The organism is Roseovarius sp. THAF27, from assembly GCF_009363655.1.
Taxonomy (GTDB): domain Bacteria; phylum Pseudomonadota; class Alphaproteobacteria; order Rhodobacterales; family Rhodobacteraceae; genus Roseovarius.
This window is the reverse complement of record NZ_CP045393.1, coordinates 1,432,411-1,449,601: the sequence shown is the minus strand read 5'-3', so window position 1 is coordinate 1,449,601 and position 17,191 is coordinate 1,432,411. Positions and strand designations below refer to the sequence as shown.

Sequence of the window (17,191 nt, the reverse complement as noted above, 5' to 3'; positions counted from 1 at the left end):
GCGGACCGGCGCCGTATCCCGTAGGGTGGGTGCCAACCCACGCATGCCGGCCTGAACGCGGGCCGGCTCACATCCCCAGCGCTTCCTTGTACATCTCCAGGACCGCCTCTTCCTCGGCGATATCGTCCTTGTCGCGCTTGCGCAGCGCGATCACCTTGCGCATCACCTTGGTGTCGTATCCGCGCGCCTTGGCCTCGGCCATCACCTCTTTCTGCTGTTCGGCGATGTCCTTTTTCTCCTGCTCCAGCCGTTCGAAGCGTTCGATGAACTGGCGCAGCTCGTCGGCGGTGACACGATAGCTGCTGTCGGCGCTGCTTTGCGGAATCTGATCGTCCATGACGGCTCTCCAAGGTCCGGGGGATGGCCCCCTGACTACAAGCGCGCCCCCGGCCCCGCAAGCCCGTTTTCGCACCCTGCGCCTTGCGACCCGGGGCGCGATGCGCTACCCGAAACGGCACCGGCAAGACCAACGCGGAGACCCCTGATGGAAATTCTGATCTGGCTCGGAGCCGCAGTCACGCTGGCCGGCCTCGCCCTGCTGGTATGGTGCATCCTGCGCGTGGTCCGCGCCCGCCGCGCGGGCCTGTCCGATGAAGAGCTGCGCGCCGCCCTGCAGCGCATTCTGCCGGTCAACACGGGTGCCTTGTTCCTGTCGGTCATAGGCCTGATGCTGGTAATCCTCGGGATCACCCTTGGCTAGGGCCTGGGGCCGGTGCCGAAGAACCGCCGACCGTACTTGACCATCTCCTCCAGCTCAACGGGCGGTGTCCACAGCGCCGGGGCAAGCGGCATAAGCGCCTTCATGGCCCGTAGGTAGCGCAACAGCCCGTCCGCATCCGCCACCAGGATCGGACCGCCCCGCGTTGCGTCAAACCCATAGCCCCGCACCATGCACAGGTCGATATCCGAGGCGCGCGCAGCGGTCCCGTCCTCCAGCATCCGCCCGGTTTCGGCCAGGATCGCGGCGTGCAGCGCCACGTCCAGAGGCACGTCCGGAAGATCGGGCAGATCGCGCTGCCCCTCGCGCCATGCCCCTACCCAGTCAGCCAGCCCCGGATCGGGCACCAGCACCTGCCCGTGCGATGCGTAAAAGCCTTGGCCGGGCGTCTTGCCGGCGGCTACGGCGTCGGCTCGGGCGTCCAGCAACGCCAGTTCCGGCACGCCGCCGAAGATCCGCCGCAATCGCGCCACGGTCACGCCGATCCCGTCCACCTCGACCAGTTCCAGCGGCCCGCGCGCAAATCCGAACCTGCGCGCCGCCGCCTCGACCGCCTCCGCCGGGGCCCCGGCCCGCATCAGCGCCAGCGCCGCCCGCTGCACCGCCCCCATCAGGCGGTGGCCAAGCATCCCGGGCCGGTCCGCACTGCGTACTACGCAGCGATCGGCCCCGGCAAAATACTGCCTCACCGTCATCACCGCGTCCGGGTCCGCGGTCTCCGGCACCGCGAGTTCGACCAGCGGGCGCACATGCGCGGGGCGATAGGCGCGCAGCGCCAGCACCGGAACCCCCTGCCCCAGTTGCGCCCGGCGCGATGCCGCTCGGTCGCGTCCCGATACAAGGCACCAGACCGCGCCCTTGCGCACCGGATATCCCCCGACATCGCCGCCACCGCCATCCAGGACCAAATCCGCCGCCATCAGGACCGCCGGATCGCCGCCGTGGCTCAGCTGGGCCAGCCGCGCGTCGCGCTCGGCCTCGGTCATGCGCTTGCGCGCCACCGCGCCTTCATAGACCGCCCGCGCGCGTGCCGTCATCGCCTCGCCTGCCGGGCCGGCCGCCAGGATGGCCACGCGCCGGTCGTTGTCCAGCGCATGGACCGCCAGCTCCGGCAACACCGGATCGGACCCCACCAGCACCACTGTCTTGATCTGCCGCGCCGTGCCCTGCTGCGCTTCGAGCCAGACACCGGCCCGCCGTTCCGCGGCGTAAAGATGCCGGGCCGCCCGCGCGTCGGCACGCGTCAGGCGCGCCTCGAAGGTCGCGGCCTCGAACTGCAGCCCCTGCGCATACGGCAACAGCTGCGCCGCCTCGACGCAGCGGACGATATCGGCTTCGGCGCTGTCGCGCGTGTCGATCCTTGCGGCCACCTCGGTCACGGCCCGGCGATAGGCGGCCGGATCTGAGAATCCCCGCTCTATCTGCCAGACACGCGCGAAATCCGGCGCCTGCGCAAAGCGCCGCGCGATGCTCAGCGCGGCCTCCAGCGGCGCCTCCGTCGTCACCTCTGCGAAAAGTTTGGCCAGCCGTGGCTCTTCCACCGCGACCGACCGTCCCGTCAAAAGGAATTCCAGCGCCGCCTGTGCCCCCAGCAAACGCGGCAGGCGTTGCGTGCTGCCGCCGCTCGGCATCATGCCAAGCCCGACTTCGGGCAAGGCGACGCGGCTTCCCGCCCGCGCGACCCGCGCGTGACACGCCAGCGCCAGCTCGAACGCCGCCCCCAGTGCGCTGCCCTCCAGCGCCGCTATCACCGGCTTGGAATGGGTCTCGATCCGCTGTGTCAGAACGTCAAGCCATGGGGGCGCCAACGGGCCGTCGTATTCCGCCAAGTCGACACCCGAGCTGAACGTGCCCCCGGCTCCGGTCAAAACGACCGCCCGCACCTCTGCATCTTCCGCGGCACGGCTCAGCGCGGCGGCCAGCCCCGCGCGCATCTCGGGAGACAGGGCATTGGCCTCGCCCCGCGCCAGCCGCAGGACGGCGACGCCATCGGCCACCTCATAATTCACTTCGGACACGGCTCTTTGCGCCCCGTGGCAACTTGAAGACTGCCGCCACTAGACAGCGCGGCACCAGCTATATGCAAATGATTTGAGCCACTTGGACGCGGTTCAGACAGGCATATTCTCGAACTGTGCCTCAATCGCCTCATCCAGAAGCGTCTCGTTCAGACGCTGCATCGCGGCGGGCACCGGCTCTCCGGCGTGGCGCATCTGCCCCAGAAGCCCTGCCAGGCGCGGCTGCAGACGGTACCGTTCACCTTCGCTCAGATCCAGAATCTGACGGTGCAATTGCTTGATCTCCTGAGATAACTTTGTCATGGCAACTCCTCCCAGTGGCGGCCTGCCGCGTCCGGTCGACATGACCGCAGGCCTCGCGCCACAACCATAGCATGAACCGTCACCTCAATAGAAGCATGCCGACCCAGGAAAAGCTGGTTTTTCCCGGTTCCGGCTCGATCCCGCTAACGTTTTGGGCGCAGGCGCGCCTGGTCGGGCCGTCCATCGGCCCTCGGCCTCACCCCGCAAGGGGGTCCGGGCCGCGTCCGCCTCTGGGTGCGGCGCCTTGCATCCGGCACGGTCGGCGGGCCTGCGTCCAGACGCAAATCTTCGCCCACACAGCGCCGCGGGTCTCATGTCACCGGCGCGCCAAGGCTCGGTCCGCCCGGCATCGGCAGGTCGTCGTCTTCCCCCTCGACCTCGAACCGCGCAGCGGCGCGGGCCAGCTCTTCCTCGACCAGCGCGTCCAGTGCGCCGTCCTCCTCGCCATGCTCCCCCCGGACATCATCAAGTCCCGGCAACTCCGGCAGGTCGGTCTCACCTTCGTCAAGGTCCGGCAGGTCATCCAGGTCCGGCAGGCCAGGCAGATCGGGCAGATCCGTCAGGTCCGACAATGCGGGCGCGTCCGGATAATCGGGCAGATCCGTCTGATCCGGCGCGGCCGCGCCCTCCCCACTCGATCGACCGCCCGCCTCCTGCATGGCAGAGCCGCCGGACCCATCGCTGCGCTCGGCGACATCATCCCCGGGTTCGGATTTCAGCACCATGCGCACGGCGCGGAACCCGTTGAGCTGCCCCAGCGCCGCAGGCGCCACCTTGTGCCCTTTCGCCCCGATCACCCGCGCGCCGGTCACGGTCTCCGGCGAAAGCTTCAGAAGCGTTCCCGGCGCCCAGCCGCAAATCTCCTTCAACGGCAGGCGCAGCGGGGCCAGGACCGCGTCCAGCATCACCGGCGCGTTCATCGCGTTCTCTTCCAGCTTGCGGGCCAGCGTGGTGCCGTCATTCGTCTCTGCCTCCGGCTCGGGCGGGCGTTCGGGCAGGATCAGTTCCATCACGCCGGTCTTCGCCCCCGGCCCGAAATCCACGTTCAGACGGTAAAGGTCATAGTCCGGCGCCCAGAGCGCCAGCGCCAGGGCACGCCCGTTGTCCAGCCGGTCGCCAAAGCGGAAGCGCGCCGCCCGCGGCATCCGATCGCACGCATCCACCTGGTCGGCATACCCTTCCAGCACCGCGTTCATCAAAGGCTGGACGATCGCCGCATCGGTCGGGGTAAACGGGCGCGGTTTCGCCGCGCCTTGCCGGACCTCCCCCATGAGCTGCACCTCGATCAGCGCCATCACGAACTGCAGGTCCAGCTTGATCGCGCCGGGCGGACCATCCAGACCGTCCAGCAGGATCAGCAGGCCGTCCTCGCCGGCGAGGGATTCGATCCCGGTCAGCGCCACGCCTTCATGCTCGACCATCCGCACGACAAGCGACAGTTCGAACTGCGCCGAGGCCGCCTTGGCCAGGGCCAGCCGCAACGCCTTGGACGGCGACATTTCACGCGCGTCGAATTCGTCGCGGGCCACCTTGGCCTTGCGATGGATGACAGATGCACTCTCCGCGGGCTCTGCGCTCATGACCAGTCGCGTTCCTTCCTGTGGTGTCGCGCGTATCGCCGTCATACCGCGCCGGTCAGGTCAGGCCACGCCTGCCGTTCGGGCCCGGTGATCGGCGGAAGCTAAGCGCAAGAAGGTTACGATAGGATTGATATCGGCCCGCAGGCTCCGCGAAAAAATGCGCCGGCCGCCTATTGCGCCGCCTGGGCCGCGGCGCCCTCCGCCAGCGGCAGATAGACCCGGAACGCGCCGCCATCCTGCCCGGGCAGGTATTCGATGCCCCCGCCCAGCCGCGCCATGATCTCGCGGCAGATCGCCAGCCCCAGGCCCGCGCCTCCCGCCTTGGTCTCGCTGACGCGCGCGAACTTCTCGAAGATCGTTCCCTGCTGGTCCGTGGGGATGCCGCTGCCATTGTCGATGAAATCCACCAACAGCGTTCCGTTGCGCTCGGCCACGCGGATGTCCAGCCGCGGGGCTTCGGCATCGCAATATTTCCGCGCGTTCGACATGAGGTTGATGAACACCTGCGCCAGCCGGTCCGTATCGGTGTGCACGCGCACCCGGTCGGCTTCGGCATCGCGGTGCATGATCATGCCGCCCTCGCTCAGGCCCGCCGCCACCGCCGCCCGATCGAGCAAGGGACCAAGCTCGGCGTCCTCGAGGCTCAGGACGATCTGCGCGTTCTCCAGCACGCTCAGGTCCAGCAGGTCGTCCAGCAGCCGCGTCAGCCGGATCGCCTCGTCATGGATGATCGAGGCATAGCGCCGCTGTTCGGCCTCCGGCATGTCGCCCCCGTCGCGCAGGATTTCCGAAAACGCCCGGATCGACGTCATGGGCGTGCGCAACTCGTGGCTGATCTGGCTCAGGAAAGCGTCCTTCTGCACCGAAATCTGGGTCAGCTTCTCGTTCACCTGCCGCAGCTGCCGCGCGGTCCGGGCCTGTTCCTCGGTCTTCATCTCCAGCTGGCTGGAATATTCCATGATCTGCGCGGTCTCGTCCGCCACCGCCATCAGGTCTTGGACCGACACGCTGGCGCCACCGACGATCTGGCTGATCATCGCATGTGCCGTCGCGGCGCCCACCGAGCCCGCCAATGACCGCTCCAGCCGGCTCAGGAAATCCGGCGTCGGTTCCGGCAGGTAGCCGCCGACCCCCTGCTCGCGCGCGGCCTCGGCGAACAGCGCCTGCGCCTCCTTCGCGCCCATTATCCGCTGCGCCATGATCATCAGGTCCTCGCTCTGCGCCAGCCCCCCGGTCCAGCCGCCCGAGGTGGCGGAATGCTCGAACACGTTGACGAACTGCGCGCCCTGAAGCCGCTCCACCGGCTGCGGGAAACTGACCAGCGACACGACGACGAAAACAACGATGTTCAGCGACAGGCTCCACATGAACGCATGCACCACCGGATCCATGCCGGCGGCCCAGAACAGCGCCTGCGGCCGCAGCCACGACAGCCCCATCATCCCGTCGTCCAGAACCGCTTGCGGCATCACCGCCGACGCGCCGAAGCTGGGCAGGAACAGGCTGTACATCCAGATCGCGAAGCCCACCGACAGCCCGGCCAGCGCCCCGCGCCGGTTGGCCCCGCGCCAGAACAACCCGCCCAGCAGCGCGGGCAGGAACTGCGCCACGCCGACGAACGAGATCAGGCCGATGGCCGCCAGCGCCGTTCCGCCGCCCGACACCCGGAAATAGAGATAGCCCAAGAACAGGATCACGCCGATCGACAACCGCCGCGCGCGGATCGCCACCTGCCGCACGTCGCCCGAAATCACGGCACTTCCGCCGGACATCCACAGCCAGACCGGCATCACCACGTGGTTCGACACCATTGTCGACAGGGCAATCGCGGCCACGATCACCATCGAGGTGGCACTGCTGAACCCCCCCAGGAAGGACAGCACCGCCAGACCTTCCTGCCCGTTCTCCAACGGCAGCGTCAGCACGAATAGGTCCGGGTTGGCACCGACGGGGCTCAGGTCCAGCCCCACCGCCGCGATGGGCACCACGAAAAGGCTCATCAGCATGACGTAGGTCGGAAACGCCCAGGACGCCGTGCGCAGATGCCCCTCGTCCTCGTTTTCCACCACCATCACCTGGAACATCCGTGGCAGGCACATGAACGCCGCCGCCGAGAGCAGCGTCAGCCCCACCCAGCGGCTTCCGGGGACGTCCCAGCGGGCGATGGCGCTCTGGTCGATCCGCGCCAGGGTCTCGTCAACGCCTCCCGCAAGGCCCCAGACCACGAAGATGCCCACCGCCAGCAGCGCGCACAGCTTCACGACCGCCTCCAGCGCGATGGCCATGACCAGACCGTGATGCCGCTCGTTGGCATCGAGGTTGCGCGTCCCGAACAGGATGGTGAAAACCACCAGCCCCACCGCGACCCACAGCGCCGTCGCCGTCTCGCTGATCTCTCCGGTGTGGATCGGATCGGCGGCGGCGAAGGCCGCAAAGGATATCGTCACCGACTGAAGCTGCAGCGCGATATAGGGTGTCGTGCCGATCACGGCGAGGAGGGTCACGAAGACCGCCAGCGCGTTCGACTTGCCGAACCGGCTGGAAATCAGGTCGGCGATCGAGGTGATCCGCTGGCTGCGCCCCACCCGCACCATCTTGCGCAGGGTCCACCACCAGCCCACCATCACCAATGTCGGCCCCAGGTAGATCGTCAGGTATTCCAGCCCCGACCGCGCGGCGAACCCCACCGCCCCGTAAAACGTCCAGGCGGTGCAGTATATGGACAGCGACAGCGTGTAGACGATGGGCGAGCGCAGCCAGGTCCCCCGGCCCCGCGCGGCGGCGCGGTCGGCGGCGAAGGCCACGCAGAACAGCAGCGCCACGTACAGCAGGCTGACCAGGACAATGACGTTCAGCGCGCCCATTCACCCCTCCCGGGACGGGCGCACCTGGTGTTCGGACGCGGTGCCGGCCCAGGGCGCGTCCGACGCGTCCGCCGGGGAGAGCCGCCGCGAGACGATCCAGCCCAGGCCGATCAGAAGAACCCAGCACAGGAAGATGTAAAACATCACGGCGACCGTGCGTGCGCCCTCGCCCGACTTCCACAGGAGCGGCAGCACGAACATGCCCGCTCCCAGCACCGGCAAGAGCCGGGCCGCATCCATCATCCGGCGCTGGAAATAGGCCCGCCGCGCCAGGAATATCGGTCCGCCGTCACGGCTCATGACGGCACCAGAGCGCGCACCGCGTCCAGGACCTCTGCATTGGAAAAGGGCTTGGTCATGTAGCGGTCCGCGCCAGCGCGCTTCGCCATTTCCACGTCCTTGGCCTGCCCGCGGGCGGACAGCATCAGAACCGGCAGCCGCTCGAACCGCGCCTCGGCGCGGATCTCGGACAGGATGTCGAAGCCGCTCTTGCCCGGCAGCATCACGTCCAGGATCACCACGTCCGGCTCTCTCGCGCGCACCGCCTCCATCGCGTTCTGGCCGTTGGCATGGGTTTTCACCTCCCAGCCGTCGCGCGACAGGATAAAGCTCACGGCCTCGATGATGTTCTGCTCGTCCTCGATCAGAAGCACGGTCTTGCCCATCTAACCGGCCTCCCCTCCGATCAATTTCGTCTCCCGTCCGACGACTATTGCGAAACTCGTGTCGCCTGTCAAAAGGTCATCACTCAGAACGCGTCCCGCAGGACGGACCGCTCACGCCGCGCTGCGCAGCCCGCGATCGGACAGATGCGGCAGGTCACCCCCACCGGCCGCGCTTGCGCCCGGTCCGTCCCCCGTGGCTCGGGAAGGATCAGCATGTAGGCCCGCATCAACGGCGGGGAGGCAAAGCTGGCAGGCACCGTCTCCTCGGCCACGGCCATCGCGCGCACGCGCAGGTCGCCCTGCAGAAGCGCCGCCTGCACCGGGCGCCCGGGCTGGCCCAGAACTTCGTAAAGAGGCCATAGCGCACAGCCCGCCCCGCTGCGCGGCGTGGTGAATCCCATGACCGTCTTGCGCAGGATCAACGCGCCCGCCCCGTCGACCACGATCAGCCCCACGGGCCCGACCATGTCCTCCGGCAGCGAGGCCAGGCGGCGGAAGACCTGCGCCAGGCTTTTGCCGGTGGCGTGCGCAATCGCGTCCGGCGCCAGGCCATGCGCGTCCAGCGCGGTCTGCATGTCGTCGCGCGGCAAGGCGCGGGCGTCCTCCAGATACTGTGTCAGCGCCGCGCGCGACAGGGCCTGCGCGGCGCGGTTCTCGACCTGCGCCAGCATCGACTCGATCCGCGACTCGGCGCCCCATCCCTCGAGCTGCGGAAAGTGAAACCCGTGCCGTTCCAGAAACGCGTGCATCTCGTCCTGCGGCGAGGTCACCTCCGCCCCGGCCTCGGGCGCGGCCTCCAGGTAGCGCATCAGCGCCTCGGCCCCCTCGGCCAGGCGCGCACCGTCCTCGTTGATGTTGCGGTGGAAGCGCATCTGCCATTCCGGCTCCAGCTCGCGCGTCTCCGCCAGGATCGACGCGGTCGAGCGGATGGATGTCACCGCCGAAATGACCTCGTGCAGCGTGGCCGACAATTCCGGGTCATGCGCCAGCCGCTCGCTCAGTGCCTTGACGGTTCTCTCCAGCGCATCGCGTTTCCGGCCCAGGTCGGCCAGCCGCCCGGCCCAGCCCGGAAACCGCCCGACGAATTCCTCGATCCGGTCCAGTTCGGGCGCGTCATGTCCCAGATCCTCCTCGGCCTCGGCGTCCCCCGCCGCCTCCTGCAAGGCCGCCAGGAGTTCGGACTCCACGCCCTCGGTCAGTGTCGCCGGTTCCACGCCCAGCGCCTCGGCGATCTGCAACAGCGTGCGACCTCCGATTCGACGCCGGTTGTGCTCGATCAGGTTGAGATAGCTGGGCGATATTCCGGCCGCCTCGGCCAGCTCGGCCTGCTTCAGCCCGGCCACCAGCCGCCGCTGCCTGATGCGTGTTCCAGCCATCCCCGGCTCGGCCATGTCCGATTCCTCTTTAATTCAATCGCTTCCGCGACAGCTGAAAAGTAATTTACAGATTTCTGCGCTGCGTTGAAGATTTTATTTACAAAAAAAACGTTTGCGGAAAGGCCCTTGTTGATCGGTTTTCAGCCGCCTCCAATAATGACGATAGCACACCTGTGCGCCCGGCCGGGCCTGAGGAGCCCCGGCCGCGGAAACACTCAAGGGAGGGATTCAATGTCCAAAACTGACCTCACGCGTCGTGGCCTGCTGAAGACCAGCGCCATCGCGGGCGCCGGCGTCGCACTGCCGACCATCTTCACGGCAAGCTCCGCCGCGGCCTTCACCAACGAACCCACCGGCGACACCGTCACGCTGGGCTTCAACGTACCGCAATCCGGCCCCTATGCCGACGAGGGCGCAGACGAACTGCGCGCCTACGAGCTGGCGGTCGAGCACCTGAACGGCGGCGGCGACGGCGGCATGATGAACACGTTCTCGTCCAACGCCCTGCAAGGCAACGGCATCCTGGGCAAGAAGGTCGAATACGTCACCGGCGACACCCAGACAAAGGCAGACGCAGCCCGCGCCTCGGCCAAGTCGATGATCGAAAAAGACGGCGCCGTGATGGTGACCGGCGGGTCGTCCTCGGGCGTGGCCGTGGCCGTTCAGGCCCTCTGCCAGGAGGCCGGCATCATCTTCATGGCTGGCCTCACCCACTCCAACGACACCACCGGCAAGGACCGCAAGGCCAACGGGTTCCGCCACTTCTTCAACTCCTACATGTCGGGCGCCGCGCTGGCGCCGGTGCTGGCCGCAAACTACGGCACCGACCGCAAGGCCTATCACCTGACCGCCGACTACAACTGGGGCTACACCACCGAGGAAGCCGTGCGCGCCTCGACCGAGGCCATGGGCTGGGAAACCGTCGCCGCGGTGAAAACGCCGCTGACGCAGACGGACTTTTCCTCCTACATCGCGCCGGTGCTGCAATCGGGCGCCGACGTGCTGGTCCTGAACCACTACGGCGGGAACATGGTGAACTCGCTGACCAACGCGGTTCAGTTCGGCCTGCGTGAAAAGCAGGTGAACGGCAAGAACTTCGAAATCGTCGTTCCGCTCTACAGCCGCCTGATGGCCAAGGGCGCCGGCGCCAACGTGAAGGGCATCTTCGGCTCCACCAATTGGCACTGGTCGCTGCAGGACGAAGGCTCCAAGGCGTTCGTCAAATCCTTCGGCACCAAGTACGGCTTCCCGCCGTCCCAGGCCGCGCATACCTGCTACGTCCAGGCGATGCTCTATGCCGATGCCGTGGAACGCGCCGGCTCGTTCAACCCCTGCGCCGTGGCCGAGGCCCTGGAAGGCTTCGAATTCGACGGCATGGGCAACGGCAAGACGCTCTACCGCGCCGAGGATCACCAGTGCTTCAAGGACGTGCTGGTCGTGCGCGGGAAAGAGAACCCTGAAAGCGAATTCGACCTGCTCGAAATCGTCGAGGTGACCCCGGTCGACCAGGTGACCTATGCCCCCGACCACCCGCAGATGGGCGGCGCAGAGGCATCCTTGGGCGAATGCAACCCGGGCGCCTGATCGCACGGATGTGACCTGACAAAATCCGACGCGGGCGCGCCTGCCGCGCCCGCGTCCACCACCAAGCCGGACCACGCGCCCCGCGCGCGTCCGTCACCATAACCGGCATCTCTGCAAATCCGAGGGGCACTTCGATGGAAGCCATTATCCTGCAAGTTCTCAATGGCCTGGACAAAGGCTCGGCTTATGCGCTGATCGCGCTCGGCCTGACGCTGATTTTCGGCACGTTGGGCGTCGTGAACTTCGCGCATGGCGCGCTGTTCATGATCGGTGCGTTCTGCGCCGTCACGCTGAGCCGTATTCTCACGCTCTCCCGTACCGTCGTCGACGACACGCAAACCGACTTCCTCGGCAACCCGCTCGAAGTCCAGGTGCCGTATGTCTACGACTGGTTCGGCCAGGCCACGGGGGACGCGATCATCGACTGGGCCGTGCCGCTCTCGATCCTCTTCGCCATTCCGGTGATGATGCTGATCGGCGTCATCATGGAACGCGGGCTGATCAAGCATTTCTACAACCGGCCCCACGCCGACCAGATACTGGTGACCTTCGGCCTCGCCATCGTCCTTCAGGAAATCATCAAGTTCTATTACGGCGCCAACCCGATCCCGACGCCGGCCCCCGACGCCTTTCGCGGATCGTTCGATTTCGGCGCGATGCTGGGGCTCGATCCCAACGTGGTGATCTACCCCTATTGGCGGATCATCTACTTCGCCTTCGCGGCCGTGATCATCGGTGCCGTCTTCGCCTTCCTGCAATTCACCACCTTCGGGATGGTGGTCCGCGCCGGCATGGCCGACCGGGAAACCGTGCAGCTTCTGGGCATCAACATCGACCGCCGCTTCACCATCATGTTCGGCCTCGCCGCCGCGGTGGCGGGCCTTGCGGGCGTCATGTACACCCCGATCAACTCGCCGAACTACCACATGGGCATGGACTTCCTCGTGCTCAGCTTCGTGGTGGTCGTGGTCGGCGGCATGGGCTCGCTCCCGGGCGCCGTGCTGGCCGGGTTCCTTCTGGGCATCCTGGAAAGCTTTGCCTCCATGCGCGAAGTGCTCGAGGTCCTGCCCGGCATCAACCAGATCATCATCTACCTGGTTGCCATCATCATTCTGCTGACACGTCCGCGTGGCCTGATGGGTCGCAAGGGCGTCATGGAGGACTAAGCCATGCTCGGTCTCGACAAGAAAGACTTCCGCCTGCTGCTGATCGTCGTCGCGATCACCCTGCTGGCCCCTTTCATCCTGAACCCCTTTCCCGAAAACTCAGGCATGGCACAGTTCAACGCGGGCTATCCCGACCTGATGCAGCGCTTCGTGATCTACGGGATCTTCGCCATCGGCTTCAACATTCTCTTCGGCCTCACGGGATATCTCTCCTTCGGCCACGCGGCCTTTCTTGGCGTCGGCTCCTACGCCGCGATCTGGATGATGAAGCTGGTCACGCTCAACGTGATCCCGGCGATCATCCTCGGCGTGATCATCGCGGGCCTCTTCGCGCTCGCCGTGGGCTACATCTCGCTGCGCCGCTCGGGCATCTACTTCTCGATCCTGACGCTGGCCTTCGCGCAGATGTCCTATGCCCTGGCCTATTCGGTGCTTACGCCGATCACCGGCGGCGAGACGGGCCTTCAGATCAAGTCCACCGACAGCCCGCTTCTGTCGAACCTGGAGCCGGGCGAGATCGGCCGGGCGAACCTTTTCGGCATGGACATGCGCGCGGGCTTTGACCTGTCGTTCGGCGATTGGCTCTTTACCATCAACGCGGGCTACTACATCGCCGCCGTGTTCATGATCATCGCCTTTTACCTCTCGATCCGCATATTCCGCTCGCCCTTCGGCACCATGCTGCGCGCGGTGAAATCGAACCAGACCCGGATGTACTACACCGGCCTCAACGCCCGCCCCTACACGCTCGCGGCCTTCGTGATCTCGGGCATGTATGCCGGTCTTGCCGGTGGCCTTCTGGTGGCGATGGACACCCAGGCCGGCCCCGAACGCATGTTCTGGACCGCAAGCGGTGAGGTCGTGCTGATGACCATCCTCGGCGGCGCGGGCACCCTTATCGGCCCCGTCCTCGGCTCGGGCGCGATCAAGTACATGGAAAACATCCTGTCGAAGATCAACAAGGACATCCTGCACGAATGGTTCGCCTTCATGCCCGACGGGCTCGAGGATTTCGTCATCACCATCGTCTATCCCTTCATCGGCAAGGGCTGGCACCTGACCCTGGGCCTCATCTTCATGGCCGTGGTCATCTTCCTGCCGGGTGGCCTGGTCGAGGGCGGACAACGCATCGGCCGTCTGCTCCGTGGCAAGAAAGCAAACCCGGACGACGAAAAAGCCACCCAATCCACACCGGCCGAATAAGGAGCGACGACAATGGGTATTCTTGAAGTCAAGAACGTCAACAAACGCTTCGGCGGCCTGCAGGCTCTGGGTGACGTGAACCTGTCAGTGGCGGAAAACACCTGCCACGCCATCATCGGCCCCAACGGGGCGGGCAAGTCGACCCTGCTCAACTGCCTGATCGGCAAGCTCATCCCGGATACCGGCTCGGTCATGTTCGACGGCCAGTCGGTGCTGGGCCGCAAGGCCTACCAGATCAACCAGATGGGCATTTCCCGCGTGTTCCAGACACCCGAGATCTTCGGCGACCTCACGGTGCTGGAAAACATGATGATCCCGATCTTCGCGCGCCGCGACGGGGCCTTCCGGATGCACGCGCTGGAAAGCACGATGGACGAAAAGCACATCGTCGAACAGGCCGAGGACATGCTGGAAAGCCTCAATCTCGCGGATGCCCGCCACGATCACGCGGCGGCCATGTCGCGCGGCAACAAGCGGCGTCTGGAAATCGGCATGTGCCTCGCGCAGAACCCGCGCCTGCTGTTGCTGGACGAACCGACGGCCGGCATGGCCCGGGCCGACACCAACAACACGATCGACCTGCTGAAGCAGATCAAGCAAGAGCGCGACATCACCATCTGCATCATCGAGCACGACATGCACGTGGTGTTCTCGCTCGCCGAACGCATCACCGTGCTGGCCCAGGGCACGCCCCTGGTCGAGGACACGCCGGACAAGATCAAGGGCCACCCCAAGGTCCGCGAAGCCTATCTCGGCGAAAGCGCCTGACCGCCCCGCCGATTGCGCAGCAACCCATGAGGTCCCGGATCAGGTCCGGGACGGGAGGACCCCAAAAATGAACGTCAAACCCGACTTTTCCAAACACCGCAACCACGCCGAAACCGCGCCGGCCTTCCTGTCGGTCTGGGGGATGCAGGCCTATTACGGCGAAAGCTACATCGTCCAGGACATTTCCTTCAACGTCCACGAGGGCGAGATCCTGGCGCTTCTGGGCCGCAACGGCGCGGGCAAGACCACCACGCTGCGCGCCATCGCCCGGATGGACAATCCGCAACTCGCGCATGGCGAAATCTGGCTCGACCATCAGCCGTTGCACAACATGAAATCTGCGCAGGCGGCCACCTGCGGCATCGGCCTCGTCCCCGAGGACCGCTGCATCATTCCCGGCCTCACCGTCGAGGAAAACCTGCAACTGGCCCAGATCACGCCACCCATCGGCTGGTCCATCGACCGCCTCTACGAGCTTTTTCCCCGGCTGCGCGAACGCCGCCGCCAGGAAGGCGTGACGCTTTCGGGCGGTGAACAACAGATGCTCGCCGTCGCCCGCGCGCTGGCGCGGGACATCAAGGTCCTGCTGCTGGATGAACCCTACGAGGGCCTCGCCCCCGTCATCGTCGACGAGATCGAAAAGACCCTGCGCATCATCAAGGAACAGGGCATCACCACGATCCTCGTCGAACAGAACGCGGTCCGCGCCCTTGAACTCGCCGATCGCTGCATCATCCTCGATACGGGTGGCATCGCCTTCGACGGAACCGCGTCCGAAGTGCTGGAAAACGAAAGTCTTCGCGCCGAGTATCTGGCCATCTGACGCCAACCTCCCTAGGCTGCCACCAGGAGGATGCCCGCCCCCGCCGCGATTTCGCCGCCGGGGCGGGCCTGCAAGACATTCAAGACCACCGAGGGAGGAATCATGTCCGATAAAACCTATGCCCCCAGTGCCGATTTCACGGCGAATGCCCATGTCGACGCGGCCAAGTACGACGAGATGTATGCGGCCTCGATCAAGGACCCCGAGGCGTTCTGGGGCGAACAGGGCAAGCGCATCGACTGGATCAAGCCTTACTCCAAGGTCAAGGACGTCGATTACACCTACGGCCAGGTCTCCATCAAGTGGTTCGAGGACGGCACGCTCAACGTCGCCGCCAATTGCATCGACCGCCACCTCGCGGATCGCGCCGACCAGACCGCCATCATCTGGGAACCCGACGATCCCAATGACGCCGCCCAGCACATCACCTACCGCCAGCTCCATGCGGAGACCTGCCGCATGGCCAACGTGTTGAAAAACCTCGGCGTCGGCCGCGGCGACCGCGTCGTCCTCTACCTGCCGATGATCCCCGAGGCGGCCTATGCCATGCTCGCCTGTGCGCGCATCGGCGCCATCCATTCCATCGTCTTCGCCGGCTTTTCCCCCGACGCCCTCGGCGCGCGCGTCAACGGCTGCGACGCCAAGCTCGTCATCACCGCCGACACCGCCCCCCGCGGCGGACGCGTCACCAAGCTCAAGGACAACGTCAACCAGGCGCTCCTGCACGACACCACCGACGTCAAGTGCCTCGTGGTCAAGCGCACCGGCGATCCCATTGCCTGGCGCCGCGACCTTGACTTCTGGCTGCACGAAGAGGCCGAAAAGGTCGAGGACACTTGCGAGCCCGAGGAAATGAACGCCGAGGATCCGCTCTTCATCCTTTACACCTCCGGCTCCACCGGCCAGCCGAAGGGCGTCGTGCACACCACCGGCGGCTATCTCGTCTACGCCGCCATGACGCACGAGATCACCTTCGATTACCACGAGGGCGACGTCTACTGGTGCACCGCCGATGTGGGCTGGGTCACCGGCCACAGCTACATCGTCTACGGGCCGCTCGCCAACGGCGCCACCACCCTGATGTTCGAGGGCGTGCCGACCTATCCCGACGCCTCCCGCTTCTGGCAGGTCTGCGAAAAGCATAAAGTGAACCAGTTCTACACCGCCCCCACCGCCATCCGCGCCCTGATGGGCCAGGGCGACGAGTACGTCACCAAGTGCGACCTCAGCGACCTCAAGGTCCTGGGCACCGTGGGCGAGCCGATCAACCCCGAGGCCTGGAGCTGGTATCACAACGTCGTCGGCAAGGGCACCTGCCCCATCGTCGACACCTGGTGGCAGACCGAGACCGGCGGGCATCTCATGACCCCCCTGCCCGGCGCCCATGCCACCAAGCCGGGGGCGGCGATGAAGCCCTTCTTCGGGCTGAAGTTCGAGGTGCTCGATCCTGAATCGGGCAAGACGGTGGAGGGCAACCCCGCCGAGGGCGTGCTCTGCATCGCCGACAGCTGGCCGGGCCAGATGCGCACCGTCTGGGGCGACCACGAGCGGTTCATGAACACCTACTTCCAGCAATACAAAGGCTATTACTTCACCGGCGACGGCTGCCGCCGGGACGAGGACGGCGACTACTGGATCACCGGCCGCGTCGACGACGTGATCAACGTCTCGGGCCACCGCATGGGCACCGCGGAAGTGGAATCCGCCCTCGTCGCCCACGCCAAGGTCTCCGAAGCCGCCGTGGTGGGCTACCCGCACGACATCAAGGGCCAGGGCATCTACTGCTACGTCACGCTGATGGCCGGCGAGGAACCCTCCGACGCGCTGCGCAAGGAGCTGCAGGACTGGGTCCGCCAGGAAATCGGCCCCATCGCCAAGCCCGACCTCATCCAATGGGCCCCGGGCCTGCCGAAGACCCGCTCCGGCAAGATCATGCGCCGCATCCTGCGCAAGATCGCCGAGGACGACTACGGCTCCCTGGGCGACACCTCAACCCTCGCAGACCCAGACGTCGTCGACGACCTCATCGACAACAGAATGAACAAAAGCTGACCTCGCAGGGTGGGCCTCCTGCCCACCTCACCGCGACAAGGGGGCCGGTGCCACAGGCGCCGGCTCAATTC

At 66.3% G+C, this 17,191-nt stretch carries 15 protein-coding genes; 7 read left to right on the top strand and 8 right to left on the bottom strand.

Going from position 1 to position 17,191, the window contains the following annotated elements:
- Positions 1-67: 67 nt before the first annotated feature.
- Positions 68-337, bottom strand: coding sequence for a DUF2312 domain-containing protein (locus FIU89_RS07245; RefSeq protein WP_152491977.1), 270 nt, complete (start codon positions 335-337; stop codon positions 68-70).
- Between the two features lie 147 nt (positions 338-484).
- Between FIU89_RS07245 and FIU89_RS07240 the strand changes: the two genes are divergently transcribed.
- A complete protein-coding gene (locus tag FIU89_RS07240; RefSeq protein WP_152491976.1) occupies positions 485-700 on the top strand; it encodes a hypothetical protein in 216 nt (71 codons plus the stop codon).
- Here the strand turns inward: FIU89_RS07240 and FIU89_RS07235 are convergent.
- From FIU89_RS07235 to FIU89_RS07205, 7 genes are all read right to left on the bottom strand, one after another.
- Positions 697-2,736: an enoyl-CoA hydratase/isomerase family protein gene (locus tag FIU89_RS07235; protein ID WP_152491975.1), complete on the bottom strand. Its 2,040-nt coding sequence runs from the start codon at positions 2,734-2,736 to the stop codon at positions 697-699. The genes FIU89_RS07240 and FIU89_RS07235 overlap by 4 nt on opposite strands.
- 93 nt (positions 2,737-2,829) lie before the next feature.
- A complete protein-coding gene (locus tag FIU89_RS07230) occupies positions 2,830-3,039 on the bottom strand; it encodes a hypothetical protein (RefSeq protein ID WP_152491974.1) in 210 nt (69 codons plus the stop codon).
- A 311-nt stretch (positions 3,040-3,350) separates the two neighbouring features.
- A complete protein-coding gene (locus FIU89_RS07225) occupies positions 3,351-4,619 on the bottom strand; it encodes a FliM/FliN family flagellar motor switch protein (RefSeq protein ID WP_152491973.1) in 1,269 nt (422 codons plus the stop codon).
- A gap of 170 nt (positions 4,620-4,789) precedes the next feature.
- Positions 4,790-7,483, bottom strand: a complete 2,694-nt coding sequence (locus FIU89_RS07220) for a sensor histidine kinase (RefSeq protein ID WP_152491972.1) — start codon at positions 7,481-7,483, stop codon at positions 4,790-4,792.
- A complete protein-coding gene (locus tag FIU89_RS07215; RefSeq protein ID WP_216647058.1) occupies positions 7,484-7,783 on the bottom strand; it encodes a hypothetical protein in 300 nt (99 codons plus the stop codon). It abuts the gene before it with no gap.
- The gene (locus FIU89_RS07210; protein ID WP_152491971.1) at positions 7,780-8,148 is read right to left on the bottom strand and encodes a response regulator transcription factor; all 369 of its coding nucleotides are present in this window, start codon (positions 8,146-8,148) and stop codon (positions 7,780-7,782) included. Before FIU89_RS07210 ends, FIU89_RS07215 begins: the two co-directional genes overlap by 4 nt.
- An 83-nt stretch (positions 8,149-8,231) precedes the next feature.
- Complete coding sequence (locus FIU89_RS07205) at positions 8,232-9,539, bottom strand: helix-turn-helix domain-containing protein (protein WP_152491970.1); 1,308 nt, start codon at positions 9,537-9,539, stop codon at positions 8,232-8,234.
- A 216-nt stretch (positions 9,540-9,755) separates the two neighbouring features.
- Between FIU89_RS07205 and FIU89_RS07200 the strand changes: the two genes are divergently transcribed.
- The 6 genes from FIU89_RS07200 (at position 9,756) to acs (ending at position 17,120) form a co-directional block, all read left to right on the top strand.
- Positions 9,756-11,108 carry a substrate-binding protein gene (locus FIU89_RS07200; protein ID WP_152491969.1) on the top strand — a complete coding sequence of 451 codons (1,353 nt, stop codon included), beginning with the start codon at positions 9,756-9,758 and terminating at the stop codon, positions 11,106-11,108.
- Between the two features lie 134 nt (positions 11,109-11,242).
- Positions 11,243-12,274: a branched-chain amino acid ABC transporter permease gene (locus FIU89_RS07195; protein ID WP_152491968.1), complete on the top strand. Its 1,032-nt coding sequence runs from the start codon at positions 11,243-11,245 to the stop codon at positions 12,272-12,274.
- Between the two features lie 3 nt (positions 12,275-12,277).
- Positions 12,278-13,477: a branched-chain amino acid ABC transporter permease gene (locus FIU89_RS07190; RefSeq protein WP_152491967.1), complete on the top strand. Its 1,200-nt coding sequence runs from the start codon at positions 12,278-12,280 to the stop codon at positions 13,475-13,477.
- 12 nt (positions 13,478-13,489) lie between these two features.
- Positions 13,490-14,245, top strand: coding sequence for an ABC transporter ATP-binding protein (locus FIU89_RS07185; RefSeq protein ID WP_152491966.1), 756 nt, complete (start codon positions 13,490-13,492; stop codon positions 14,243-14,245).
- Positions 14,246-14,312: 67 nt separating this feature from the next.
- Positions 14,313-15,068 (top strand): ABC transporter ATP-binding protein, encoded by a 756-nt coding sequence (locus tag FIU89_RS07180; RefSeq protein ID WP_152491965.1) that lies wholly within the window; start codon positions 14,313-14,315, stop codon positions 15,066-15,068.
- Positions 15,069-15,170: 102 nt separating this feature from the next.
- Positions 15,171-17,120 carry an acetate--CoA ligase gene (gene acs / locus FIU89_RS07175; RefSeq protein WP_152491964.1) on the top strand — a complete coding sequence of 650 codons (1,950 nt, stop codon included), beginning with the start codon at positions 15,171-15,173 and terminating at the stop codon, positions 17,118-17,120.
- Positions 17,121-17,191 lie beyond the last annotated feature (71 nt).

Coding starts and splice junctions, on each gene's coding strand:
- FIU89_RS07245 (WP_152491977.1), bottom strand. CDS start 337: ATGGACGATCAGATTCCGCAAAGCAGCGCCGACAGCAGCTATCGTGTC.
- acs (WP_152491964.1), top strand. CDS start 15,171: ATGTCCGATAAAACCTATGCCCCCAGTGCCGATTTCACGGCGAATGCC.
- FIU89_RS07200 (WP_152491969.1), top strand. CDS start 9,756: ATGTCCAAAACTGACCTCACGCGTCGTGGCCTGCTGAAGACCAGCGCC.
- FIU89_RS07215 (WP_216647058.1), bottom strand. CDS start 7,783: ATGAGCCGTGACGGCGGACCGATATTCCTGGCGCGGCGGGCCTATTTC.
- FIU89_RS07190 (WP_152491967.1), top strand. CDS start 12,278: ATGCTCGGTCTCGACAAGAAAGACTTCCGCCTGCTGCTGATCGTCGTC.
- FIU89_RS07210 (WP_152491971.1), bottom strand. CDS start 8,148: ATGGGCAAGACCGTGCTTCTGATCGAGGACGAGCAGAACATCATCGAG.
- FIU89_RS07195 (WP_152491968.1), top strand. CDS start 11,243: ATGGAAGCCATTATCCTGCAAGTTCTCAATGGCCTGGACAAAGGCTCG.
- FIU89_RS07205 (WP_152491970.1), bottom strand. CDS start 9,539: ATGGCCGAGCCGGGGATGGCTGGAACACGCATCAGGCAGCGGCGGCTG.
- FIU89_RS07230 (WP_152491974.1), bottom strand. CDS start 3,039: ATGACAAAGTTATCTCAGGAGATCAAGCAATTGCACCGTCAGATTCTG.
- FIU89_RS07225 (WP_152491973.1), bottom strand. CDS start 4,619: ATGAGCGCAGAGCCCGCGGAGAGTGCATCTGTCATCCATCGCAAGGCC.
- FIU89_RS07240 (WP_152491976.1), top strand. CDS start 485: ATGGAAATTCTGATCTGGCTCGGAGCCGCAGTCACGCTGGCCGGCCTC.
- FIU89_RS07185 (WP_152491966.1), top strand. CDS start 13,490: ATGGGTATTCTTGAAGTCAAGAACGTCAACAAACGCTTCGGCGGCCTG.
- FIU89_RS07220 (WP_152491972.1), bottom strand. CDS start 7,483: ATGGGCGCGCTGAACGTCATTGTCCTGGTCAGCCTGCTGTACGTGGCG.
- FIU89_RS07180 (WP_152491965.1), top strand. CDS start 14,313: ATGAACGTCAAACCCGACTTTTCCAAACACCGCAACCACGCCGAAACC.